27 protein-coding genes are annotated in these 24,697 nt (G+C 36.3%); 10 read left to right on the top strand and 17 right to left on the bottom strand.

Annotation, left to right across the window (positions count from 1 at the left end; genetic code table 11):
- Positions 1-77 precede the first annotated feature (77 nt).
- From BK574_RS01660 to BK574_RS01650, 3 genes are all read left to right on the top strand, one after another.
- On the top strand, positions 78-1,061 hold the full coding sequence (locus BK574_RS01660) for a phosphatase PAP2 family protein (RefSeq protein WP_078427215.1): 984 nt from the start codon (positions 78-80) through the stop codon (positions 1,059-1,061).
- Positions 1,058-2,164: an acyltransferase family protein gene (locus tag BK574_RS01655; protein WP_078427214.1), complete on the top strand. Its 1,107-nt coding sequence runs from the start codon at positions 1,058-1,060 to the stop codon at positions 2,162-2,164. The genes BK574_RS01660 and BK574_RS01655 overlap by 4 nt, the downstream gene beginning before the upstream one ends.
- Positions 2,165-2,402: 238 nt before the next feature.
- A complete protein-coding gene (locus BK574_RS01650) occupies positions 2,403-2,924 on the top strand; it encodes a DUF2179 domain-containing protein (RefSeq protein WP_078427213.1) in 522 nt (173 codons plus the stop codon).
- A gap of 22 nt (positions 2,925-2,946) precedes the next feature.
- On the opposite strand, the gene BK574_RS01645 is transcribed toward BK574_RS01650, so the two are convergent.
- Positions 2,947-3,804 (bottom strand): endonuclease/exonuclease/phosphatase family protein, encoded by an 858-nt coding sequence (locus BK574_RS01645; RefSeq protein ID WP_078427212.1) that lies wholly within the window; start codon positions 3,802-3,804, stop codon positions 2,947-2,949.
- A 325-nt stretch (positions 3,805-4,129) separates the two neighbouring features.
- Between BK574_RS01645 and BK574_RS01640 the strand changes: the two genes are divergently transcribed.
- Positions 4,130-4,621, top strand: a complete 492-nt coding sequence (locus tag BK574_RS01640) for an RDD family protein (protein WP_078427211.1) — start codon at positions 4,130-4,132, stop codon at positions 4,619-4,621.
- A gap of 285 nt (positions 4,622-4,906) precedes the next feature.
- On the opposite strand, the gene BK574_RS01635 is transcribed toward BK574_RS01640, so the two are convergent.
- A complete protein-coding gene (locus tag BK574_RS01635) occupies positions 4,907-6,442 on the bottom strand; it encodes a hypothetical protein (RefSeq protein WP_078427210.1) in 1,536 nt (511 codons plus the stop codon).
- Between the two features lie 242 nt (positions 6,443-6,684).
- Positions 6,685-7,434 (bottom strand): glucose 1-dehydrogenase, encoded by a 750-nt coding sequence (locus tag BK574_RS01630; protein WP_420796925.1) that lies wholly within the window; start codon positions 7,432-7,434, stop codon positions 6,685-6,687.
- Positions 7,435-7,631: 197 nt separating this feature from the next.
- On the opposite strand from BK574_RS01630, the gene BK574_RS01625 reads away from it, so the two are divergent.
- On the top strand, positions 7,632-7,811 hold the full coding sequence (locus BK574_RS01625) for a small, acid-soluble spore protein, H family (protein WP_078427208.1): 180 nt from the start codon (positions 7,632-7,634) through the stop codon (positions 7,809-7,811).
- Positions 7,812-8,112: 301 nt separating this feature from the next.
- Positions 8,113-8,826 carry a hypothetical protein gene (locus BK574_RS01620; protein WP_078427207.1) on the top strand — a complete coding sequence of 238 codons (714 nt, stop codon included), beginning with the start codon at positions 8,113-8,115 and terminating at the stop codon, positions 8,824-8,826.
- Positions 8,827-8,959: 133 nt separating this feature from the next.
- On the opposite strand, the gene BK574_RS01615 is transcribed toward BK574_RS01620, so the two are convergent.
- From BK574_RS01615 to BK574_RS01600, 4 genes are all read right to left on the bottom strand, one after another.
- On the bottom strand, positions 8,960-9,436 hold the full coding sequence (locus BK574_RS01615; protein ID WP_078427206.1) for a hypothetical protein: 477 nt from the start codon (positions 9,434-9,436) through the stop codon (positions 8,960-8,962).
- A complete protein-coding gene (locus BK574_RS01610; protein WP_158211484.1) occupies positions 9,433-10,248 on the bottom strand; it encodes a hypothetical protein in 816 nt (271 codons plus the stop codon). The genes BK574_RS01615 and BK574_RS01610 overlap by 4 nt, the downstream gene beginning before the upstream one ends.
- A gap of 407 nt (positions 10,249-10,655) precedes the next feature.
- Positions 10,656-12,047 (bottom strand): short-chain fatty acid transporter, encoded by a 1,392-nt coding sequence (locus BK574_RS01605; RefSeq protein WP_238457913.1) that lies wholly within the window; start codon positions 12,045-12,047, stop codon positions 10,656-10,658.
- Positions 12,048-12,112: 65 nt separating this feature from the next.
- Positions 12,113-13,645 (bottom strand): class I adenylate-forming enzyme family protein, encoded by a 1,533-nt coding sequence (locus tag BK574_RS01600; protein WP_078427204.1) that lies wholly within the window; start codon positions 13,643-13,645, stop codon positions 12,113-12,115.
- A gap of 211 nt (positions 13,646-13,856) precedes the next feature.
- Here BK574_RS01600 and BK574_RS01595 point away from each other — a divergent pair, with 211 nt between their 5' ends.
- The gene (locus tag BK574_RS01595) at positions 13,857-14,450 is read left to right on the top strand and encodes a TetR/AcrR family transcriptional regulator (RefSeq protein ID WP_158211483.1); all 594 of its coding nucleotides are present in this window, start codon (positions 13,857-13,859) and stop codon (positions 14,448-14,450) included.
- Positions 14,451-14,597: 147 nt separating this feature from the next.
- On the opposite strand, the gene BK574_RS01590 is transcribed toward BK574_RS01595, so the two are convergent.
- From BK574_RS01590 to BK574_RS01570, 5 genes are all read right to left on the bottom strand, one after another.
- Positions 14,598-15,338 (bottom strand): amino acid ABC transporter ATP-binding protein, encoded by a 741-nt coding sequence (locus BK574_RS01590; RefSeq protein ID WP_078427202.1) that lies wholly within the window; start codon positions 15,336-15,338, stop codon positions 14,598-14,600.
- 13 nt (positions 15,339-15,351) lie between these two features.
- Positions 15,352-16,053, bottom strand: coding sequence for an amino acid ABC transporter permease (locus tag BK574_RS01585; protein ID WP_078427201.1), 702 nt, complete (start codon positions 16,051-16,053; stop codon positions 15,352-15,354).
- Between the two features lie 96 nt (positions 16,054-16,149).
- Positions 16,150-17,052: a transporter substrate-binding domain-containing protein gene (locus BK574_RS01580; protein ID WP_078427200.1), complete on the bottom strand. Its 903-nt coding sequence runs from the start codon at positions 17,050-17,052 to the stop codon at positions 16,150-16,152.
- Between the two features lie 144 nt (positions 17,053-17,196).
- Positions 17,197-18,186 (bottom strand): sodium-dependent bicarbonate transport family permease, encoded by a 990-nt coding sequence (locus BK574_RS01575; RefSeq protein ID WP_142247856.1) that lies wholly within the window; start codon positions 18,184-18,186, stop codon positions 17,197-17,199.
- Between the two features lie 150 nt (positions 18,187-18,336).
- On the bottom strand, positions 18,337-19,398 hold the full coding sequence (locus tag BK574_RS01570) for a sulfite oxidase (RefSeq protein ID WP_078427198.1): 1,062 nt from the start codon (positions 19,396-19,398) through the stop codon (positions 18,337-18,339).
- A gap of 140 nt (positions 19,399-19,538) precedes the next feature.
- On the opposite strand from BK574_RS01570, the gene BK574_RS27265 reads away from it, so the two are divergent.
- Both BK574_RS27265 and BK574_RS01560 read left to right on the top strand, forming a co-directional pair.
- Positions 19,539-19,730, top strand: coding sequence for a hypothetical protein (locus BK574_RS27265; RefSeq protein ID WP_078427197.1), 192 nt, complete (start codon positions 19,539-19,541; stop codon positions 19,728-19,730).
- 143 nt (positions 19,731-19,873) lie between these two features.
- Positions 19,874-20,215 carry a hypothetical protein gene (locus BK574_RS01560; protein WP_078427196.1) on the top strand — a complete coding sequence of 114 codons (342 nt, stop codon included), beginning with the start codon at positions 19,874-19,876 and terminating at the stop codon, positions 20,213-20,215.
- A 64-nt stretch (positions 20,216-20,279) separates the two neighbouring features.
- On the opposite strand, the gene BK574_RS26805 is transcribed toward BK574_RS01560, so the two are convergent.
- Positions 20,280-20,423 (bottom strand): hypothetical protein, encoded by a 144-nt coding sequence (locus BK574_RS26805; protein WP_158211482.1) that lies wholly within the window; start codon positions 20,421-20,423, stop codon positions 20,280-20,282.
- A gap of 107 nt (positions 20,424-20,530) precedes the next feature.
- A complete protein-coding gene (locus tag BK574_RS01555; protein ID WP_078427195.1) occupies positions 20,531-20,980 on the bottom strand; it encodes a small multi-drug export protein in 450 nt (149 codons plus the stop codon).
- Between the two features lie 356 nt (positions 20,981-21,336).
- Here BK574_RS01555 and BK574_RS01550 point away from each other — a divergent pair, with 356 nt between their 5' ends.
- Positions 21,337-21,687: a YuzC family spore coat inner layer protein gene (locus BK574_RS01550; RefSeq protein ID WP_078427194.1), complete on the top strand. Its 351-nt coding sequence runs from the start codon at positions 21,337-21,339 to the stop codon at positions 21,685-21,687.
- A 96-nt stretch (positions 21,688-21,783) separates the two neighbouring features.
- Here BK574_RS01550 and BK574_RS01545 read toward each other — a convergent pair whose 3' ends face one another.
- From BK574_RS01545 to BK574_RS01535, 3 genes are all read right to left on the bottom strand, one after another.
- Entirely contained in the window at positions 21,784-22,173 is a 390-nt protein-coding gene (locus BK574_RS01545; RefSeq protein WP_078427193.1) for an SMI1/KNR4 family protein, read from the bottom strand.
- Positions 22,174-22,184: 11 nt separating this feature from the next.
- Positions 22,185-23,081, bottom strand: coding sequence for an HNH endonuclease (locus BK574_RS01540; protein ID WP_158211481.1), 897 nt, complete (start codon positions 23,079-23,081; stop codon positions 22,185-22,187).
- 140 nt (positions 23,082-23,221) lie between these two features.
- Positions 23,222-24,685 (bottom strand): M81 family metallopeptidase, encoded by a 1,464-nt coding sequence (locus BK574_RS01535; protein ID WP_078427191.1) that lies wholly within the window; start codon positions 24,683-24,685, stop codon positions 23,222-23,224.
- Positions 24,686-24,697: the final 12 nt, after the last annotated feature.

The following is a 24,697-nucleotide window of genomic DNA, read 5'->3' as shown; positions in this document are numbered from 1 at the left end:
TTTAATAATTTGATAAAAGATTGATTACATCTTTCTTGTAAAATCCCCATTACCAACTAAAAAAATGGGTGAGAATTATGATAAGTCATCAGTTAGAGAGTATGCAGCAAGTAAAAATGGCAAGGACATCTTTATATTTAATGATCCCGTTAACTGCTTTGATTTTTATCTTACCAAGTCAATGGGAAAGATTTCAGTTCTTTTTATTATTGCTATATCCGATTTTACTTTCTTATAAATATTTTAAGTTTGATCGTCAACTCTTAAAAAAATCGTTCATTTTCTTAAGTATTTTCCTCATCGCAAACTTAACAACTTTTTTAGTTCATGTATGGCAGCTCATTTGGGAATTAGCGAACCCTAATGGGCTGTTTGGATGGAAATTGTATATTAATCCCCTGCTCAATTCCATACCATTCAATGATGGAATGTGGTTAAGACAGTTTGCCACACCCATTATGGACCGTTTTTTTGTATATATTTACATTCACGGGTTTGTCTTTTGTCTGTTTGGATTAGCGCTTTATTATTTACTCACGGGCCAGCCGCGAAAAATACTTTTGGCGATGTTTGCTGGACATTTCTTACAATACGTTTTGATTTTGCCTTTCCATTTCTGGGTCGATGGCCATCAAGTGTGGTGGATCCAAAACCAGTGGTTCGGCTATCAGTTTACTGATCCAATTGCAGGATACCGTACAATAACAGACCCTGTCATCCCTAGCTTAAACCACGTATTTCCAAGTATGCACACATCGATTGCAACGGTAACGATTTTGTTAGCTTGGAGAGAATCGTCAAGACCGATTAAGTACTTCTTTACTATTTTAAATTCAGGTATTATCATCTCGACAGTCTATTTAGGCATTCACTGGGTTATTGATATATTCGGTGGCATTATATTTGGGTATTTGACCCTTAAGTTAGCTGATAAAATTATGGCTTCAAATTGGAAAATTAATTTGGTCCACTTTGAAAATCGGGTCTTAAGCTTTGTTTACCCTTTACGACATTATCAAATTAATCAGGCCCAGTCGTTTTTCTGGTGGGATAAAAGATGAAACAAAATCAAACGATTAATGAAGTCATTATAGTACGCAGCATTGCGTGTTTAAGCATTGTATTTTTACACTCCATTGGCTTCGCTTTATCAGGTAATCATATAGGAGCTTGGACTAGAGGTTTTTTTGACTCTATCCATGTGCTCCTTTACTATGGTACTCCAATGTTTATTTTTATCTCAGAATTATTAATTGCGTACTCGTACCGAAATAAAGCATTACCAAAAAACTTTCTCAGGAAACGCTTTAAATTGATCTTCCTCCCCTTTTTGTGCATGGCTCTATTTTATACAATTCCCCATGCGAATACACTCGAAAATGGCGTAACTAAATTTTTATTAAACACTATTATCGGTGATTTTCATGGCTATTTTGTATTAATTATTTTTCAATTTTACTTAATCCACATGCTCTTTCATGAGCATCTTAAGAGGTGGAATCCTAAAATAGTAGTAACAGTCGCACTTTTAATCAATGTTAGTTACTTAGCCATTTTTAACTTTACCGAACCTTTAAATATCCCTGCTGGGGAATATATTTGGAATCGCTTTTATTGGGTACCTTTCTTTGGTTGGGTGTTTTATTTTATTTTAGGGTATTATTGTGGCTATTACTTCGAGAACTTTATCAAGCGACTTCATGAATTTAAATGGCTTGTTTTGATTAGTCCTTTAATTAGTAGCTTTTTATTATTAATGTTCTATCACTCTGATTTTATTAATATTCACAGCTCTAAACGAATTGACCTTCTCCTGCATACGACCGTCATGTGTTTCTTTTTGTTTTACATTGCACAGAAGGTGCGCAAAATACCTGGTTTTCTTCTTACTGTCAATGAATATTCCTTCGGTATTTATTTGTTGCATATGTTTTTTCTTTCACTCGTAGATTTCGTATATCCAAACTACCTTGTCTTTCCTATCGGGTATTATATTTTGTTTTTATTCGTATTTAGTACGATTAGTTCGATTATAACGATTTATTATATGAACAAATGGGAACACGGTAAATATATTTTCGGTAAGGTAAATAAGCGAACTGAAAGTAATCCCTTAACTACAAAAAATAAGGAACAAATCAACGAAAAAACGTACAATTTCTAATAAAACAAGTTCTTTAAGGAAATATTAAACCTATCAAATACAGCGAAACCTCCATCAGTGAGGGGTTTTCCTCTTCCCCCACTGATGGTTAGTTGAACCAATCGGGCACTTACTCGCAGTTTATCCCCCACTTATCCTTCTTTGATTCCTCGAAGTCTTGAAGTGGGGGTATTACTGCCAGTTGTTGCGGGATAAATGGTCAATTTGAACTTCTATTTCTTAACGAATGAGGCCTATTATGCAAAATATCATCTTAATATTTGTACTTCAGATCATATTAGTTCCCCTTTTAACCTTAAGAATTATTTTTGTTGTTAAAAACCAAACGGGGACAGCGACCGCATTTGGTTTTTTAGAAGCTTTAGTCTATGTGTTTGGTTTGTCTATTGTCCTTAGTGGCGAGCAAAATCTAGCTGAAATGATAACTTATGCACTAGGTTTCGGCGTGGGCATTTTTTTAGGTGGAAAAATTGAAAATAAATTAGCCATTGGGTACACAACACTTGCCGTTAATTTGCTACATCATAATGATGAATTGATCAATACATTAAGGAATGAAGGCTTTGGTGTAACTATTTTTGAAGGCAAAGGACGGGATGGAATTAGATATCACTTAGAAATCCTCACAAAACGGAACCGTGAAGATGAAGTGATGACTATCATACAAGAATTTGAACCAAAAGCGTTTATCATTTCGTACGAACCTCGTAAATTTAGAGGTGGCTACCTCGTTAAAGGAATGAAGAAAAGTTTGAAATAGGCCAAGCTAAAATTCAATTGTATTAATAGTGAGGATCGTTGCTAAATACAGAAATAGTTGGATCCGCTTCAAAAATATTTTGTAATGACAAAACCGCACTTATAGGATAATGATCGGATGCCTCGCTTTGTAACACACTCGTCTGATTCACAACGAATTCTTTACTGTGAAAAATATAATCAATTTGCCAATCTCGACTAGAATAGGTTTGGATTGGCATTCCTTCGTTACTTTTCGAGAGGTATGAATTCCAAATTTCATATTCTTGTTTCTTTGGTAGGGAATTCAAATCACCTTTTAAAAGAATTGGACCCTCTATTTTATTAAGTTTTTGATGGATCATCTCAATAGCTTGTAAACGTTCTTCTCGATTTAATCCTAAGTGTGTATTTAAAACATAAATCGATTGTTTATTCGATAATTGAATATTAGATAGGATGGCTGACCTATCTTCACGTCTGTTTTTAAAAGTAATTAATTCAGTATCTTTAATAGGAAAACGGGACAAAATGGCATTACCATAATAAAGTCCTGGATAGGATAGGGATGGATAAAAAGTGGCATTCATATCAAGTGCCTCAGCAATTAATCTAACTTGATCTTGAAACTTTGAACGAATACTGTACCTCTCTATTTCTTGTAAACTAATAATATCAGCATCTAAAGAACGTAACGTTTCTATTGTTCGTTCTAAATTCACACGATTATCTATACCTTTTCCATAACGGATATTATAGGATGTAACCGTTATCATATCATTGGTTGCAAAATACTCACTTTTGCTTTGCCATGTATACTTTGCTTTATTTTGTTCATGTAAGGAATAAATAGTATTTACAACAACGAATGAAATTAACAATAAAATCAACTTCTTAGACATGTTTTTCCCTCCTTGTGAACCCTTTGTTTTTATATTATCATAATTTTCCGACAATTTTTTTATGTAATATTTTCCTATTCTATAAATTGTTAATAGAATAGCAATATCTTTATGAATAGTAGCGATCTTATTCTTTCAGGCCATATATGAAAAAATATGTTTATTAAGAATTCAACTTCGGTGCCGCAAAAGATAGTTTCACTTTCCAAACACTATTTTCAAAAAATTAAAATTTGACTGATTAATTAAATAGCACTATAATATTTTTTAGAAAATATATACAATTTTACAAATTTTTAGGTTAGATGTAGAAAGGGGAAATTGAATGGAGCTAAGAGATGATCCTGAATTACAAGAAAGGTTTTTACATCCAGATTTACGTGCAGGGGGCTGGATCCGATTCATTGCATTATTTTACGATATTGTAATTCTTACGATGGTCCTTTATATGACATCAGCCCTCACAACTTTATGGATGATGACAACCACAGAATCTCTTTTTATTGGGGACCCTGAACGAGCACGTCAAGATATTTGGGAAAATGAACCGCACTTATTCATTATAAACTATGCTATTATTGCTGCTGTTTTTCTTATTTACCAAGTCATATATCCAGCATTTAAAAGAAGAACGATTGGAATGATGATTGCGGATCTTACATTAGTAGATGAAAATAGACAAGAGATTACGAAGTGGCATTATATAAAACGCGAGTGTTGGAAACTGGTATTACTCCCTACCTTTATTTTATCCTTTGGAAGAAATAGACGGACCCTTTACGACAAAATGAGCAAAACCTATTTAATGAAGTACTAAATTATTTGTAGTTTAGGAGTGTGAATTTACCATTCAGACTCTATTTTAATTTTAGACTGATAATTAAAACTTTTTCCCATAAAGTTAAACTTCCATCAGTGAGGGTTTTCCTTTTCCCCACTGATGGTTAGCTGAGGACCACACGATCTGGGTCAAACAGACTACCACAGGAAGTGGCGTATTTGTTACAATTTCCCCCCACTTCTCCTTCTTTGTCTTTGTTTCCTCGAAATCTTATAGTGAGAGTATTACTACCCATTGATGTGGGATAAAATAGAGCCCTGCTTATATAAAAAGGGCCAAAATAATACCTATAAGTCCAATTGTTGTCAACGCATATACTGGTTTTACTGCCATGTTTCCGCCATTCTCCATTGCCCTGCCGAACATTAAAAACACCATTGGATGAACAAGGAACGGCATTGAAAATATAAACGGAATAAGCAACGCGGCTTCATCTCCAAACATTCCTCCTTGAATCGCTGCAAATAAGCCAAAGTGAGAAATCGCAGAAGCTTGTGCCATCGCTGCATAATCCATTGCAAGCGTACTTAGCGAAAGAAAAGCAAGACCTCCAAATACCGCACAAATTTGCCAGCCAAATGAAAACTGCATAAGTGCTGTTACTTCATGACGTTCTTCCCCATTTGCTTTTCGTAAGTTCTTTAACGATAAAACAGTCAGAAAAACGCCTATTGCTACAAGAAGGAAGGTCGGTATGACCCATAAGCTTCCACGGTTAGCACTCACAGCAAGCACAGAGAAGACAAAGATATGACCGAAAAAAGGAATATTGATCATAATAGGAGCACGAGTGGCGGCTACTTTTCCAAAATCACCAGCTGTACAAGCCCCCGTAAGTCCTGAGTGTGAAAGTGCTCCAGCCATACCAGGAGCAATATTACGAACATGTACGGTTCGAGCAAAGTACATAAGCAGTGCAATTCCACCAAACATCCATAAAAGCTGGCCAAAGAAACTATAAACTAAGACTGCATTCACACCAGGTATACCAAAAGCATCACCAATCCGCGAACCTCCAATAAGAAAGTTTGCCGCAAGTACAATAGGTATTCCAGCAAATAAAAGAGCTCGTAAAGTTGGCCCAAACGTCCATTGATAAAAAATCGCACCGAGGCCTGCTGAAATCATCATAGCAAAAAAGATTTGTGGCAGTGCAATGATCGGTAACACTAACTGAGCCACGTAATACGAACCAAGGAGAATGCCAATGATTCCAATAATCTCTATAAGTCCCTTTCGCAAATAGAGGTGTTTATTCGAAATCTCAGCTTTATTATCAATTAGGATTACCGCACCTACGATACCTATATAAGCAACTACGGGGTAATACGAAGCGAGCATATCGTCTGAACTTGTGCCGAGTAAAAAACGTCCCGCCCCTTCAATTCCGAGCAAAAGAAAAAAAGCTCTTACAATGAAAAATAGTTGAGTGCGACTTGTCCCAAGCACTAACTCCTCATCAGAAGGAACCACCATATCGTCTATATCTAAAGCCTTTTTACCTAAAATTTTTCGTAACTCCTGTCCGCCCACAAAGAATGAAACCGTAAGCGCAATGATTGTTGTTTTCGCCATTAAATCAATAAATGGAAAGTTAATAAGGCCAGGTGTAGACACCCCACTAAACTCCAAAATATAACCCATTGCTAACCCAAAAATCACAATGATTAAAATGGGGGAATACCTCGTCCCAGCTACAACCGTTCTAGCGATAAGTACGATGGGTACTAGGAAAAGGAAAATAATCCAAAACTGGTTTAGTAACTGTAAATTCGTTAGCTGTTCTGCAATGTCCATTTAGTTCTCCTTTGGTCATAAAATAGATCTATTTATCATTTTGTATTAACAATGCTTTTATATACATTGAGAGATGGAAATATTTTAGGCGAGAAGGTCTCAGGTGAATTTATTGAACTTGCATATTCAGTTGATTTTTTACAGTTATAGTTAAGGAGTTTATTGAAGTTAAAAACAATATAAACAAGTTTTAACTTGACTCTCTTTTTATTATTTCCGAGTACACTCTATAAGGAAAAAAATTACTCCTCATAGATCATTTTTCTCGTCATCCCACCATCTACAACTAAATTTATTCCTGTTACAAAATCATTATCAGGTGCTGTTAAATACAAACAGGCCTTTGCAATGTCACTTGGTTTTCCGACTCGTTTAGATAAATGCTGTTCATGATCAATCTTTCGTAACGCATTATAGTCTCCTGTGTCGATCCATCCTGGTGAAATGGCATTTACCGTAATTCGATATTCACTCAAAGAGGCTGCTAATGCGTGTGTTAATGCTAAGATCCCACCTTTCGAAGCTGAGTATGCTTCTGTATGTGGTTCAGACATCATTGCTCGAGTCGAGGCAATATTAACGATTGTTCCCCTCACGCCATTTTCGCACATTATCTTCGCTACTTCTCTAGAGCATAAAAACGTACTTCGCAAATTCGTATCAATCACATCATCCCAATCTTTACTTGAACACTCAAACAACGGTACAAACTTGCTAATTCCCGCATTATTAATGAGTATATCAATTGTGCCAAAGGTCTGTATCGTCGTATCCACCAATTTTTTGATACCTTTTTCTTGTCTAACATCCGTTCTAACAAACCGTACCTCTTTTCCTTGTTGTTTTAACGTAGCTACAGTTTTTTCACCTTGTACTTCATCAATATCTGCAAGAACGACGCTTGCCCCTTGCTCTGCATAAGACTGAGCAATCGCTTGACCAATTCCATTTGCTGCTCCCGTTATAATGATTACTTTACCTTTTATACTCACAGGTAAATACACTCCTTTCAAACTAGTAACACGCTTTTTCATTAGAAATGTTTGCAGTTTCTTTTTTACGTTATCCTTAATTATCCGTTTCAAACATCGTATAAATCGTAATCGTCTGAAATTACTCATAATTTGTGTAGTACATAAAAATCAGCCTCTTCCACAAAATATAATGACGAAGATTGGGGGTGAGGATAATGGATATAAGACGTGTGAAGCAAATTCTTTCTTCTTCGGCTGACATTGACGTAAAATATAATGGCGCTTCTGTCTGGATTGATAAATTAAATGATGATGGGTTAACAGCTACTGTACATTTGCGAGGTCCGTTAGAACAAAGGTCAGAAGTTGAAATTACTGAGCTTGAAGAAAGTTAATACTTATACGACCTTAACTCAATACGTATAATGAGACAAGAGCCTGATGGGTTAAGTCAGCAGGCTCTACCCCTTTTTCTTTCTATATAAAACATCTTTACTATTTGGTACTTAAGATATCCTACTCTCTCTCTAAATATTCGAATTATTTCCATTCTATCACATTACTACTTCATCCTAAGGTTTATACCACCCACCTCACGCACATTCTTTCTTGTTAAAATTATAATATTAAAATGTAACCTTTCTATTCTAATATTCGTCTAATAGATGAACCCTATGTTTAAGGAGTGTTATCAGAATGAAACTCCCCATCAACTCTAAAAAAATTTGTTATTTAATCCTTTCAAGTACAATCATAAGTTCAACTCTACTGTTTACAAACCCTATTTCTGCCAATGAGAGTAGAAGTGATATGGAGCTCGTCATTTTAGAAGCTGAAGAGAATGGAATTGATATCAATCATACGACTACGATTGAAAAAATTCAGGAGTATATTCAAAGGGAGTTCGATCGTCACCAATTTGCCAGCTTGCATATTGATCGAGAAGAAGATCCATTCGGTACGGTTGTATTATCTTTCACGGAAGAGTTACCGCCAAATAAAAAAGAAGAAATCCTTTCTTTCGTTGAAGAACCTACTAAAGTTTCATTTCGTGTCGTGTCGTACACGGAAGATCAATTAATCGAACAACAACGGCTGATCGATTCGGTAGTTTTTGGTGAAAATGTTTTTAGCACTGAAGGAATTACGGTTTTTCATACAGGAACGGATATCGTTAACAATAAAGTCGAAATTGGCATTTCCCCTTATAACGAACAAACCGTACAAACTGTCTTCAACTATTTTGACAGTGAAATGATTTCCATTGTTGAGGGATTTGAAGCTCAGTTATTAACCGAAGCATCTTCTGATGATATTGAAGAGACAACAATGGTTATTGATACTGAAGAAGAAAAGAAAGGTTTTTTCTCAACCATATGGAACTGGTTTCAAGGATTATTGACTAAGTAACGAAAAACGAGTAGGCGTCACTAATAATTGAGCGCAAACAGAAATAATCGAACAAATGAGGCTGGACTATTCTTAATTACTACAACTATGTTCAATAAAAACAAGAGAGTTTAAGTGAAAAATTCAGCCTCCATTAATGAACTAAACTTTTGTTTTCTTCATCTATTACGTGTAAACCTAGTGTAAAGTGTTCAAATAATATTTCTTTCACTTTTGAAACCTGTTCCTTCTGACAGTGGATTACCATCATAACTTCACCACCTTCTCCCCTTTTTTTCCTATCTTGTCTCTTTTTTCGATGAAGAAGGAAATCAAATAAAAAGCCAAAGATAAGCCCGAAGGCTAAACCGATTAAGCCCCACATCACTGGTCCACCTGTAAGGACAAATCCATAAACCACCCCAATAACAGCAAACACAGTACCCCAAGCAAACGTACCATCTAATAACGAAAGTCCACCGCCATGAATAATATCAATATTTTTTCGCGGTTGAATTTTTTCATTTAGAGGAATTGCAAAAATGTCATCTTTTGCTATTCCATGCTTTTCAAGTTCCTTAATCGCTAATTCTAAATAAACGGTATGGTCAAAAGAGGCAACTACGTTCATTTTATCAGCTCTTTCGAAAATAATGTTGATCGAGTCTTAAAACAGTCACTTTGAAAATTTTTCATTAAATATAAACTTTGTTGTTGACCCATTAATTTATTGTAAGCATCACATTGACGATATGCATCATAAGCAGCAAAACCAAACATGGAAGGTAAAAATAAGAACCATTGTGTATCTGTAACGGCAACAGCTAAATGAAAATCTCCTAAAAAAGTGTACAGAATCGATTGTAAACCATGTGAAAAATATAAAACAATTACCCACCAAATTAAAATATAAAATCCAGAAGGTGCCCTTCCAATATACATATGACCTAATCCAGGTGTAACGAACGACCAAAAAACAGCAAGCCATGGTTTGCGCTCGTCCAAATAGTTATTTTCCAGACCTGAAAATGATATAGGTTCAATATCCTGTGCTGAAGATAATGAATCAGCTAATATAGCATATTTATTAAGGTCAATCGTTACTCTCCTACTATCCCAAATACAAAAGATATACAAAGGTACATATAATAACGCCCACCTCGTATTTAACACCTCAACCGCTTCCTCAAATTGACCAGTAAACGTATATACCATGGCAGAGTTTAATCTTGAGTTTACATTTACGACAAACTCCCAAACGATAAGAAGAAACCCTTTTACATATCTACATAACATGATATGGCCAAAACCAGGCAGAGCCGCAGACCACCATGCAACTACATTCGGATTTTGTAGTTGGGCAATATTTATATTGTAAGGAGTAATTACTCCCTTTTTATAGTGAGTCTTTTCTTCCATTTTCAAACCTCTACTTTGTTTCATTTATATTTCATAAAGTGAAACTTCCATCAGTAAGGGATTTTCCTCTTCCCCCACTGATGGTTAGTTGAGGCCCACACGATGTGGGTCTCACAGACGTTGCCACAGGAAGTGGCGCCTTAAGTCTGTGTTCATTTAGTCTTTACGGCAGTTTATCCCCCACTTATCCTTCTTTGATTCCTGAGGTCTTGAAGTGGGGTTATTACTGCCAGTTGTTGCGGGATAAATTTACTATCCCCTTTTCCATCTTAAATTATTGAAAAAACAACAGATTTTAGAATAAACCGTACGTTTAAATACAAAAAGTGAAAAGCTCAGTTCGCTTGAGAAAACGACACTAAGCTTTTCACTTTTTAACTATACAGACACCTATGAAGATTTTTAGTTAACTCTATGAAAACGCTAACCATTTAACCGAGGAATAGAAATACTGCAGAAATAATGATTCCTGTATATAACAATGTAATAACGGTAAAGCCCATAATATCGCGTATTTTTAAACCTGCAATTGCGAGAAGCGGCAATGCCCAGAACGGTTGAATCATATTTGTCCACGCATCTCCCCATGCTACTGCAAGAACAATTTTTGCAGGATCTACTCCTAGCTCCATTGCTGCAGGTAAGAAAATAGGGGCTTGAATAGCCCATTGACCACCGCCTGAAGGAACAAACATGTTCAAGATTCCAGCTGCAAAAAATGTAAACACGGGTAATGTTTTTGATGTAGCGATATCAGCAAAAACGTTTGAAATCCAAATTGCAAGTCCTGAAGCGGTCATCATTCCCATAATTCCAGCGTAAAACGGGTATTGAAGAGCAAATTGCCCAACACTTCCTGATGCTTTTTTTAGACCAGAGCCAAGTTCTTTAACATTTCCATACAAAAGAAGTACGAATGTTAAGAAAATTAAGTTGACAGTATTTAAATCTAAAGAAAATCCGTTCGTATAGAAGTGGTTAACAAGATATACTAACCCCAATAGACCACCAATCATCACGATACTGCGGCTGCGATCTAGCTTATCGTTTAATGTATTACGTTTTTCTTCTTGTACTTCTTCTACTTCTTCTTGAAGTAATTGTTGATCAATAATAAAACGGTCCTCTTTCTTTTTCGGATGAATCAATTTCATAACAAATGGTAATGTAAAAAATACAACGCAAACGATAATGATATTAATCGTTGAAAATAAAGTTGTTGAAGTAGGTATAAGTCCGACCATCTCTTGAAAATTATGACCTTCGGTTGCTACGAAAAGAGCTGGTGAAGAGGATAACCCACCTTCCCAAATCACAAATCCTGAGTAACCTGCAGCAACGAGTACCCGATAATCCACATCATGAACTTTTTTAGCTACGAGTTTTGCCATAATACCTGCTACGACTAATCCGAAAGCCCAACTAATAAGAGAAGCAACTAGTGCAGAAAAAGTAACAACGATAATAGCTGTATTTGGGGTTTTACATAGATTTGCTACTTTTTCAAGACCTCTAGCAACAGGTTTCGTTAAAGCTAGGGCATAACTCATAATAAATGTCGTTATAATTTGTGCTGTAAAGGTTAGCAACGACCACATTCCATCTCCCCAATGCGTCATCATTTCAAAAGGGCTACTACTCGTAATAAACATCCCGCCTAAAAACGTAATGACTGTCAAAAGTACAGCAAATACAAACGCGTCAGGAAGCCATTTTTCTGCAATTTTGGCAAAGAACATGGCGATTTTCGCTAAGAGATTATCACCCTTGTATTCTGGCCCTTTTTCTGGTAGATTTGATTGCGGCATTTGTTCTGTTTTCATATTTTCTCCCACTTTCTTCAGTTTCGACGTGTTTATTAGGGACGGCGATACCGCCCCTCCATTGCTTACACCTTTTTCTTTAAATCACGAAGTTTTGCTTTTTGAATTTTCCCAACAGATGTGCGTGGAAATTCATCGATAAATTCAACAAACTCAGGAACTTTAAATTTAGCTAATCTTTCTTGGCAATGTTCAATAACCTCTTGTTCAGATATTGAAGTGCCGTCTTTCAGGATAACAAAAGCTTTTAGTGCCACATCACGAATTTCATCATCTATTCCCACAACTGCGCTATCGGCTATAAGTGGGTGCTGATTAAGAACCGTTTCAATTTCACTTGTCGCAATGTTTTCACCTGCACGTTTAACCATATCTTTCAGTCGGTCTACAAAATAGAAATACCCATCTTCATCAAGCCTTGCATTGTCTCCTGTATAAAGCCATCCATCTTGTAAAGTCTTATTCGTAGCTTCTTCGTCATCAAAATATCCAAGCATTAATGTACGCCCAGGCTGACCTTTGACGATAATTTGTCCAGCTTCACCGTTTGCCACATCTTTCCCTTGTTCATTTATAAGTCTTATTTCATATCCAAGTCCTGGCTGTCCGATACTCATATTTTTACATAGGCCATCAATCGGATTCATAAGAGGAGTCCCAATCGTTTCTGTCATTCCATAGATTTGTGCTAATTCTACATCATAGGTCTGTTCAAATTGACTTAACTGTTCTTCAGTGACTGACTGCGCAAATATAATCTTCTTTAATTGATGGTTGTACGTCTGTCCGTCCCCTCTTCGTAAGATCATCTTAATTGGAGCAGCAAATAATGATCCTATTGTCGCCCCAAGTGATGCTGCCTGTTCAAAATAGCGAGACGCACTGAACTTTTCAGTTATGGCAATCGTTCCACCTACAGTTAACAAGGGCATTGTCATATAATATTGACCATTACCATGAAACAACGGAAGTACGACAAAACCACAATCCTGTTCGGTCATTTTAAGCATTAGCGACATGTATTCACCCGCATATACATAGTTGGCATGTGTAATCATGACGCCTTTAGGGTTAGATGTGGTCCCAGACGTATACAAGATCGCGGCAATATCATCACTATGTATATCTATTTGTGCATTATAAGGTTCAGCTAGTTGATGTAAAAACGTTAAACTTTTATCTTGATGCTTCGTCCCTTCATACCGCGAAAGTAATAGATCCACATTTGAAAACTTTTCCATATACTCTTCTTCTGTTATAACTACTTTTGCATTAGAATGTGTTACAAGATAATCCATTTCCGCCTTTGCTGATAAGATGTTTGTAGGGACCATAATGGCGCCCATTCCTGATATTGCAAACCATGCGACCATAAAATCCATAGAGTTTGGTAAATGCAATAACACTCGGTCACCCTTCTGAACGCCACGATCTGTTAATACGGTTATAAATCTTTTTACTTTCTCATCAAACTCTTTATATGTGACCTGCTCAACTTTACGATTATCCGATTCTACTTTTATAAATGTTTTGTTTGGTAGATTTGTAACTTGCTGTTGTAGTAAAGAACTCACTGTTTTATTTCCTATAATATCCATAACTTATACACCTCCACTTATATTTAAAGCGCTTTCATTTCAACATGTCTTTAGAAAGTTTTTTATATCCTCCTTTCCAATTGGGATATTTTCATATACAATTTTAGTAAAATAACAACAACAGACTATAGTCTCTAAGAAGATTAAAACAGACTGCAGTCTCCATGTCAATATTTTCAGAATATTTTTTCTCAAAGAAAGAGGGATTACTTTGAATTTGCGCCAAAAAAAAGGGCAAGAAACGAAAAAGAAACTATTAAATACTGCTTTGTTCCTATTTGCAGAAAAAGGCTTTGACAACGTCTCAGTAGACGAAATCGTAGCCAAAGCTTCTTCATCGAAAGGAGCATTTTACACACATTTTAAATCAAAGCATGAAGTCTTTTTAGAGAAATTTAAGGAAATGGATGCTTTTTATGAAGAGTACTTCACTTCACGTGATCAAACTCTTTCAGCCTACAATCAATTACTTGAATTTTTTAAAGCATTAATGACCTTTATGCGTGATGAAATTGGGCTAGATATGCTAAGAGTCATCTATATAAACGAACTTAATCCCGTGAGGACGAGCACTTTTACAAACCCAAAACGAACTTTATATCAGGTTTTAACAAGCTCCTTCCAAAAAGGAATTGATGCAGGAGAATTCAGAACAGATTTAACAGCGGAATATATGACAAAATGTATGGCACGTGCCATAAGAGGGTTAATTTACGATTGGGGGTTATATAAGGATGAAGTTGACATTGTCGAGGAGTCATCAACATTTTTACGTTATGTATTAGACGGTTTTCTAAAAAGGTAATGACGATTTATATTTAAACGGAACCCCATCAACAGAATACATTGTCTATACTTTTCTCCAAAGAAGAAAAAGGCTTAGAGATTTCCCCTAAGGCCCGCGGTTCTTATATTAGTTTTAATGTCCAGTTTAATTATTTTGAATATAAGCTTACTCATCTAACTTTTGTAAAAATTGCTTCGTCCGTTTTTCTTTAGGATTCTCAAGGATTTGTTTAGGTGGTCCTTCTTCAACAATATAACCGCCATCCATGAATAACACTTTGTCTGCAACTCGGCGGGCAAAGTTCATTTCATGGGTTACAATGACCATCGTTTGACCTTCTTTCGCAAGGTCTTCTATTACACCTAGAACTTCACCGACAAGTTGTGGATCGAGTGCAGATGTCGGCTCATCAAACAACATGACTTCTGGTTCCATCATGAGCGCACGAGCAATCGCTGCACGTTGTTGTTGCCCACCTGATAGTGAATCAGGGTATTTATTCTGATGCTCATACATCCCAACCTTTTGAAGCAATATTTCCCCTTCTTTAATTAATTCACTTTTCTTCCTTTTCTTTACCGTTAATGGAGCTTCAATGATGTTCTCCATGACGGTTTTATGTGGAAAAAGATGAAATCCCTGAAACACCATCCCTGAATAGTTTCGAAGTTCTAGTGTATCTTTTTTACGTGGAGGTTTTCCATCAAAAGGTACCGTTTTATTACCAATCGTAATAGATCCCCCATTTGGAGTTTCAAGCAAGTTTAAGCACCTTAGCAATGTCGTCTTCCCTGATCCAGACGGACCTATCAAACAGACGACTTCACCTTTTTTTACTGAAAAATCAATCGATTCGAGTACAGTAACATCATCAAACTTTTTCTTTAGATTTATTACCTCTATCATAGTCTCACCTCATTTACCGTCGACTTAAATATCGATTATACCGTTTTTCTAACCGTTCTTGGAAATGACCAATTACTATACATACCACCCAATAAATGAGTGCTGCGGTTATGTACATTGTCATACTATCAAATGTTCGACCAGCTACGAGTCTTGAACTATATAGTAATTCCTGTACTGTAATGACTGAAGCGAGCGACGTTCCTTTGACGACATCCATGAATATATTAAAAGTTGGCGGTAGCGCAATACGTGTCGCTTGTGGAATAATAATTCGTCGTAGAGTTTGCACATACCCCATTTGCAAGGATGCAGCTGCCTCCCATTGGCCACGAGGTACAGACATAATCGCTGATCGAACAACTTCTGCATTATAAGCGGCAAAATTTAAACTAATACCGACAATACCAGCAACAATCGCACTACTAAACTGAACGCCTAATACTGGCACACCGTAGTAGAGAATAAAAATAAATACGAGTAGTGGTGTTCCACGCATAAAAGAAATATATATTCGAGCTGGCCAACGTAGAAACCAGAACTTAGACATTCGTGCGATCCCCAGTAAAATACCAAGAATTAGGGCAAAAAACATACTAAATAAGGCAATAATCATCGTGATTTTTAAACCCTCTAGTAAGAACGGCAATGAGTCCAAAGCTAATTGTGGATCATACAAATGTTCCCACTGAATTTCGCTGAACCATTCAAACATGTTGACACCTTCCTAAATATGTATTGAAAAAGAAAGAGGCTGACTCAACAACGTCAAGCCATCCTCGAATGTTAATAAGGTGCCTGGCACCCTGATTTACTTACCGTCTAAGCCAATAACTTCTGAGGTATCAACAGGCTGAGACACGTCTTCACCAAGAAATTCTTCAGATATACGTGCAACTGTGCCATCTTCTAGTAATTCTTGCATGACTTCATCTAAACGTTCTTTTAAAGACGTATTTCCTTTTAACATAATGATGGCACTTTCTGTTGCATGGTATTTCACTTGTTCAGCAACTGCAAGACGATCATCATCAAAACCTTTAAGTGTACGGTGAAGTACTAATCGGTCATTTAAATAGGCATCACGATTTCCGTTAATGATATCGCGAAGAATGGCTTCTACACCACCGTCATAAGCTACTCCATCAGCACCAATATTATCTGCAAACATCGCGTAGTTACTCGTTAAAGACCCTAATGCAACCTTAACTCCTTCTAAATCATGAGCTGATTCAAAATTATCCACATCTTCTGTACGTACAATGATTGAACCGTAAGAGTATTTATGTGGAATTACAAAGTCAAATGTTTCTTTACGTTCTTCTGTAATAGAGAAATCATTAGCTGCAATGTCAATTTGACCATTACGTAACGCAGGTAAAATTCCATCAAAATCCATTGTGCTAAATTCTACTTCAAGACCAAGACGCTCACCCAATTCGCGGACAAGCTCTACGTCAAAGCCTGTTAATTCATTATTTTCATCATAAAATGTAATCGGTGCGTAAGTTCCTTGTGTTCCTACAACTAACTTACCAGCTGCTTCAACATCCGCCCATGATGTATCTTCAGCTTCAACTTCTTCTGTTGTATCTGCTCCACTTCCAGCTCCTGCTTCTTCTGTATTTTCTGCAGGTGCATCATCGGCAGTTCCACACGCTGCAAGTACAACCATTAACACAAGCGCAAAGAGTACTGACCCTATTTTTCTCATACCTCTTCATCTCCTTTATTCTTATTCCTGAGTTATTTAATCGGAATAATATATTTATAGATTATATAGTTGAAATAAAATATGTCAATATCATTTGGTGTTTTCCGTTTTTTTAAATAATTTAACTACAGAGTTAAATTAAATTCAATATACCCAACTTGCTAACCAATAAAAATATGGAATACCAACAATTAAATTGAATGGCAGTGTTAAGCCAAGTGCCGCCCCAATATAAATACCTGAATTTGCTTGGGGAATAGCTTGAGCAACCGCTGCTGGCGCCGCGATATAGGAAGCACTTCCTGTCAAAAAGGCAAGAACAACGGCCCCTCCTAGAGATAACCCAATAAAATGACCCGATAATACACCGATCGTTCCCCCGATCACAGGTAAAATAAACGCAAAGAGAAAGGATATAAGCTTAAGATTTTGAATTTGCCTTATGCTTTGTGTTGCAACCATCCCCATGTGAAGCAAGAAAATACACAAAATACCGTAAAATAAATCACCGAATAGCGGTGTAATTTGTAAGAGCCCGTCTTTATGAGCTACAAAGCCAATGAAAATTCCGCCCAGTAGAAGAAAAATACTCTTCCCGAAAAACGCTTCTTTAACAACATGTTTTAAACTAGCTTCTGGATTGGATGCAACCTCACCCTGCTTTTGAGAGTAAACTTTGTAAAGGATAATGGCTAAGATAATTGCAGGTCCTTCCATGATCACTAGTATTGCTGACATATAAGCTTCATAGTAAACCTCAATTTTTTCTAAAAAGGCGATCCCAGCAATAAATGTAACTGCACTCACCGAACCATAGTGAGCTGATATAGCAAAAGTATCCGTTAACGAGAATTTAAAAATTCCCTTTACGACTAGATAAGAAATGCCAAACATTAAAATACTTAATATAATTGCAGTTAAAATCGTTGGGAGCATATCTGCTAAAGTGACATTTCGGAGTTCAACTCCCCCTTTAATTCCAATCGTTAATAGAATAATCATAGTATATCCAGTATAAAAAGCAGTCGGAACCTTTAGGTCGGAATTCACAACTACTGCTACAATCCCTATTAGAAAAAATAAGATCATTGGAGATAATAAATTAGTATGGGCTATTTCATAGATTAATGTCACAAGCTTCACCTCGGAATCCAACATATTGTATCTGTATATAAAATAACCAATATTAGCAATTCATATTATAAAAAAACCACTTTAGTTCGCAATTCTTAAATTCGCGAACTAAAGTGGGGATTTTACAAAAGTTTTAAATTTTCATATGTGTTACTCTACCTTAACATCTATACTAAATATCGCATTATATCCATATCCTTTACGATTCCAATATTCTTCCTGTGGTTGAACATGCCCTTTCACATCTTTTGCTCGACTCTTAATCTTATAATTTCCTTTCCCTGGCGGATTCCAGACCAACCGCCATTCAGTCCAAGCATATGGGTTTTCAAAGTCCACCCTTAATACCGCTTGTTCCCATGTCTTTCCTTCATCAAAGGAAACTTCTACCTCAGTAATTTTACCAGCACCGCTCCAGGCGAGACCGACAATCTCATGACTAGCCTCCTCAATAATCGAATAGTTTAACGGTTGTTGAATGATTGAATTAACTTGAATTGTTGTGACGGGCGTTTTTCCCTCGTCCGAATGAGGAATTGGATAATAGACATAATCGTCTGTTTGAAAAGGTCCTTCATATGAATGGTCGAGGACGGTTATCATTTGAAGCCATTTTACAGACGCCATCCCGTACCAATTTGGAACAACTAAACGAAGTGGGTACCCATGTTTATACGGAAGCGATTCCCCATTATATTCATAGGCTACAATCGTATCAGGATGGAGCGCTTTATCTATAGGCAAACTTCTCTCAAAGGGAACAACCCCTTCTACATTATGTTTCTTTCCAGCGTCTTTCCCTGTAAATACGACTTCAGTTGAATTTTTGTTTGGTACAACGTAACTCAATAAGTATCTAAGTGAGACTCCTGTCCAAACACCTTGATTTACCGCCCCTTCTTCCCATTGCTCTCCAAACACTTTTGGTTTAAATTTTCCCCGTTGATTTCCCGCACAAATCAATGGCACAGTGATTGTTCTAGATGGTAATTTTTTAAGGTCCTCTAGCTTTATCATACAAGCTTGTATAACATTTCCAGTAATATACAAGTTCCTGCTACCTGCTGTTACGTTAGGGTATTGAAAGTGGTTCCGTAGAAACCAAAACTCTTTGTTAAAAATAGATCCTCGCAAAAAGTGAATCGGTGCCTCTTGATTTTCTGGAACTAGTTTTCTCGTTGTGAAATAGGGTCTTACTTTATCATCACTCATTTAACCCCTCCTCTTTCCATAGCAAATAGTATTAGTCTAAAAGGAAACTTAGAATAACTTGCCTAAAATATGTAAAATAATAAAAAAACTGTATTTAAAATACTGAGTTGGTTAGGCTAACTTTTAGGGAGGTGAGACATATGGCTAATAACAATAACCGCAACAACAACAACAACAACAACAACAACAACAACAACAATGACAATAACAACAACGAAGAGCTAAACGTTGACAATGCAAATACTGAATTTGCAAATGAAAATGATGCTCAAAATTTAAACAACCGTAACAACCGTAATAATAACAATAACAACAATAATAACAACAACTAATATTGTTATTACGGAAGTTCCATAAGTCGTATATGTACTGTTATTAACATTAATAAGCGATGTACATAAAAAAGAACACTAAGCTTTAAATGCTCAGTGTTCTTGCTTATGGTACATATAAAACCTTGTTGAAGGAGCTTAAAATGGAGAAAACAACGTTAGTTATTCAACCTTCCTTTTATACCGAGAGCCCTTATGCAAAATACATCATGAGCGAAGAAAATGATAAGTCTTACGGATTAATTTACTTTGAATTCCTTCATGAAATCGGTATGATCCTTGAAGCCGATATTATTTTTGACCATTCAAGTGAAAAGGATTGGATCATTGCCGACAACAATCATATGCAAATTACATATAATAAAGATGGCCAAAATAATGACCACTTTGATTTCATACCTAAAACGATTGAAGGAAAAGAACTAATTGTAAAAATGCAAGAACAACTTTTGCAAGAAAATCACAAGTTTATAACATTGCATTAACCTTATTAAAACATAGGTTCAATTACAAAATAAAAAAATATCAAACCACAACGATCATTACAACTCAATAAAATTGAATTCCTGGTGGCTTTTGGACAATCGATGCATTTATTCCTTGTTGTATCAGCTCACTTACGATTTGCTGAATAGGTTTTACGGTTTTCATACTTTCTTTTGGATTAGCTTTTGATTTATCATCCACATTCATATAAACCTCACCTTTTCCGTTTGCTATGCTATCCATACAATAACACACGAATATGAACTAAATATGAATAAATTGTTTATTGTTTTTTAATCTAATATAATATTTTATTAAAAAAACCATTCGACACCCATATGTGTGGCAACAGCGGTTACGATCGCCCATAGAAATAGGCTACCCGTCATAAAAATAGACATTTGTTTTTTTGTTCCACCAAAAGTCATACCCATAATAACAGCCAAGTGGCTTCCAATTAAGATTGGACCAATAAAACATAGGCCAAACAAACCATACCGTTGCCAAATACGTTTTGCACGATTTTGTCGCTTACTTGAGACATCTTTCCCCTTAGCTTCTCGACGTTTCTGTAACCAAGCTTTAATTTGAGTCATCATTATTACAACAATCAATACGGTTAATAAGTTTCCTAGAAAAGCAACTACAGTTACACTGACTAGTTCAAGACCACTTATGACACCAAGCGGTATGACAGCAACCATTTCAAAAAACGGTGTCGCTGCTAATAAAAATGCCATCACATATCCTAATGTTTCATTCATTTCTTTGGTCCTCCTCGTTATCTACACTTCTTTAGTATTTATTAAATTTGATTTTCTATTTAGTGATAAATCGGTTCTCGCGATTTTTTCGATAGTCGAATTGCCAAGCTTATAAAATATACGTTGATTATCATTCACAAAGTCATACCATTCTTAACCGTAGCTTGGGTTTCTTCTGTTGCAGGTGATTCATTTCAAAGAACAGCTAATGCTCTAAGTATAGCATCTGACTTTTTTGTTTGTCTCTGACAAGTTTTTTACTACAGGCGGTAACCTGTGTATTCAACTCTTAAGCACTTCTCCTAGGTTAATGTCATATAGTGTAAGAACAACTTCAGTTTTTAAGGTGTGATCCAATGTATTATCATCGACCGTATTACCCTTACTATTACCGTCCTGAAGACTATCCTTATCCCCCAATTGATATAACTTTTTTTGAACAATCTTTGGATGCTTACCGAATTTTAGTTCAACATGGAACAGTAGTAATCAATCGTTTGGCTGCTTCAAAGGAGCTTATGTATCAGTTGATGTACTCAGCTCAAGCAGGTGACGACAAAGAGGTGGATCGAATCATTAGAGCCACTGGGGTACCAACTATTGTCGACACCTCATATACACCTAATTCTGTTACCTTTACCCTATACGCTGATGCTGATGACTTCCCACAATGTTGTACTTTAACGATGAATTTAAAATGGGGATAATATAAAAAAGCAATTCGCCACAAACCATTTAATTAGCGAACTGCTTTTTTTATTAAAGTTTTTTAGTCCTTGTCTAACCGTTACATTCTCTACATTTTATGATAACAGTTTTTCAACCTTTTCAAGGTTTCCACTTTCATGATTCCAAAAGACGACTAGAATATTTATTTGATCTCGAAAGTCAAAACAAAAGTAATTTCCGAAATCATCGTTTGCAAACGCAATTACCCCTTCTGGAAGTGGTAACCTTTTATTTACAGCAATCATATTATCAGGATGTTGTCTCCCGATTGCTAAAAAAGATCTTATATAGCGTTCTTTTCCTGAGCTCATTTGAACGAGATTCGGCTTAGGTCGTGCACCATTATATTGCCGAATAATTTCCTTGTAATCGGAAGGGAAAACGATATTAAAATAACGCTCTAATTCGGAAATCATTGTTTCTGATACGGTTCCTTTACTATAACGCCAATTAATCTCACTCAAAATAAACTCCCCTATCTCATATCAGAACCGCCGCCCCATAAACTTCGTCCGCCAGAATGTCCTGATTGATCGTGAGGTTCGGTTTCTACTAATTGAATTTTACCCATTTCTTCATGATGATGCCATGTATATCCATCAGGTGTCTCTCCATCACGAATTTGTTCAAGTTGAATATCGTTAAATTGTGCTTCTAATATTGGATTAGTATCTAAAGCTGACGCTATTTGTTCATTTGCAATTTTAGCATGAGTATAATCTGTTGATTCATATTGATCACTTGGAATTTCAGCATCAAAAGCTGAATCAAACACAGGGAAAACTCCCTCTACAAAATATCCGTCAGGAAGTTCGACAATGTTTGTTTCGAACGGCACTCCACTGATCGGGTGGACTGTTCCTGCAAGTTCTGAATTAATCGTCTCAATTGGTTGTGGTTCTGCTGCTAGTACTGTATCCGTATTACTCATTCCATCAACTGCATCAAACACGCCAAATGCCACTGTACCAACGACAGCCACTTTACCTAGATTTTTTAGGCCTTCTTTTGTTTGTTTCAAGTCCTTTTTTGCAACACCTGTCGCTACATCTACAGAACTTTTAACCGTGTACTTTATTCCACGTCCGACCGTTTTGGTTGCATTCCACGTCGTGCCTCCAAGTTCACTCCGCCCTTCGTGTACTTCGGACTTATCTTTTTTTACAATTCCCTTAGCCGTATCTACTACTCCTTGACTTAGTCCACCGATGGTATGACAAGTAAAATGACTCGCTTTATACACACTTTCACCAATATCTTGTACATAATCATTTCTAACGGCTTTTCCTGCTAGCTTAATACTTCCACCTAATACCGTTCCAACGACTTTACCTGAAGTATTACCAATCCCCTGTATCCATTTCTTTTTCATCCACATCACCTTAGGATATTTGATCGAGTTCCTATTTGCTATATACTATAAGATTATTATATTTTCCATAATTTTTCAATATTAGTTAAGTGTTCTAATCATTTTGTGAAAACTACGTGAAATGAATCCTAAAGGATCGATTATTTCATTTCATCCATCGGGTAAATAGGACGCCTTACATTCTCATATTGAAATAATTTTAGATTACAAGTACTTAAACCAGGAGAATCTATCGTAATAATTTTCTTAGCGATTAATTCAAAAGTTGCGCGAAAATGTTGACTTGATTTTAGAGCAACTACTTTGTAATCCTTTATATCTACTCCATGCAACAAAAATACTTGTTCATCCATCACTTGTGTATTTACAGAACAAACGATAATATCCACTGCACCAACTTGAAGTCGCGTGGATTTTCCTAGATCAACTTGAATTCCTTTCCACATGGGGGACGTTTGCGTAAATCTTCCATCGGTGACACTTTTTACATACGCTCGAATCGGTAAAGGATTCCCGTGAAGTGAGTCCGATTTTCCACCTAAGTGAACGTTAATTACCGAACCAGCCCCAAAATCATGAGCGATTTCCGCTACATCTGGGTCATAAATAGCGGCAAAACAAGATTTTTCTATATTTGCATGAATGAGCGCTTCCAATAATCGTGTCCCATCCCCAGGGGTCCCCGCTCCAGGATTATCGGATGTTTCATTGAGTACGATTGGGAACATTTGTTCTTTTAATGCTTCTTGTATCCCTGCTTTTGGTGCTGGGTAGTCTCTCGTAAACCTCATTTTCAATCTCCATATTTTCCTACTTACATCTTTTGAAACTTTTTCTGCCAATCTACTATTATTATTGGTCACTGTAAGCACTGAAACCCCTGTATCTATTGTGTCAGAATAGGGAAATCCATGATAAAACGTACAATCTATCACTTGTTCATTCTTTTCCCATTGCCAACAAACTTCGTTGATTTCTTTAGCAGGATAGTGATCAGTCGTAGACGTCGGAATTAATAGTGGTAGTTTTTCAAGATACATGACAGGGTCTAGATCCGATGTTAGTATTTTGGCTGTTAAATCAATTGCTTCTTTCCCCCGATCATAGGAGTCAATATGTGGATATAAATTATCCCCGATTATTAAGTCTGCTTCATCAACCATTTTTTGAGATAGGTTGGCATGTAAATCTAAAACAACGATGATTGGTACTTCATAACCAAATTGTTTGCGTAAAGCTACTAATAACTCCCCTTCTAAATCTTCCGCTTCTTCAGCAACGCCCGCCCCGTGAAGCATAATACAAATTGCATCAAATGAACCTATACTATTAATACTTGAAATCAACTCTTTCTTTAACTGTAAATACGTTTCTTTCGTTATGAGCCCCGATGGGTTGGCATAAGCAGAAAAAGAAGGAGCAATTTCAATCTTCAAGTCTTTTGCACGATCTATCATCCCACCTAAATAATCTTCCACACCTTGATGTCTTTCAATTATTTGATGTCCGTGATCCCACTCCCATAACTGGAAGAATTCTTTGGTCGTTTTTATAGTTGAGAACGTATTCGTTTCATGAGCCACTTGTCCAATTACGATTTTCATCATAGCACCTCT

The sequence above is a fragment of the Alkalihalobacterium alkalinitrilicum genome (assembly GCF_002019605.1).
Classification (GTDB): Bacteria; Bacillota; Bacilli; order Bacillales; family Bacillaceae_F; genus Alkalihalobacterium; species Alkalihalobacterium alkalinitrilicum.
This window is presented reverse-complemented; position numbering and strand designations above follow the sequence as displayed.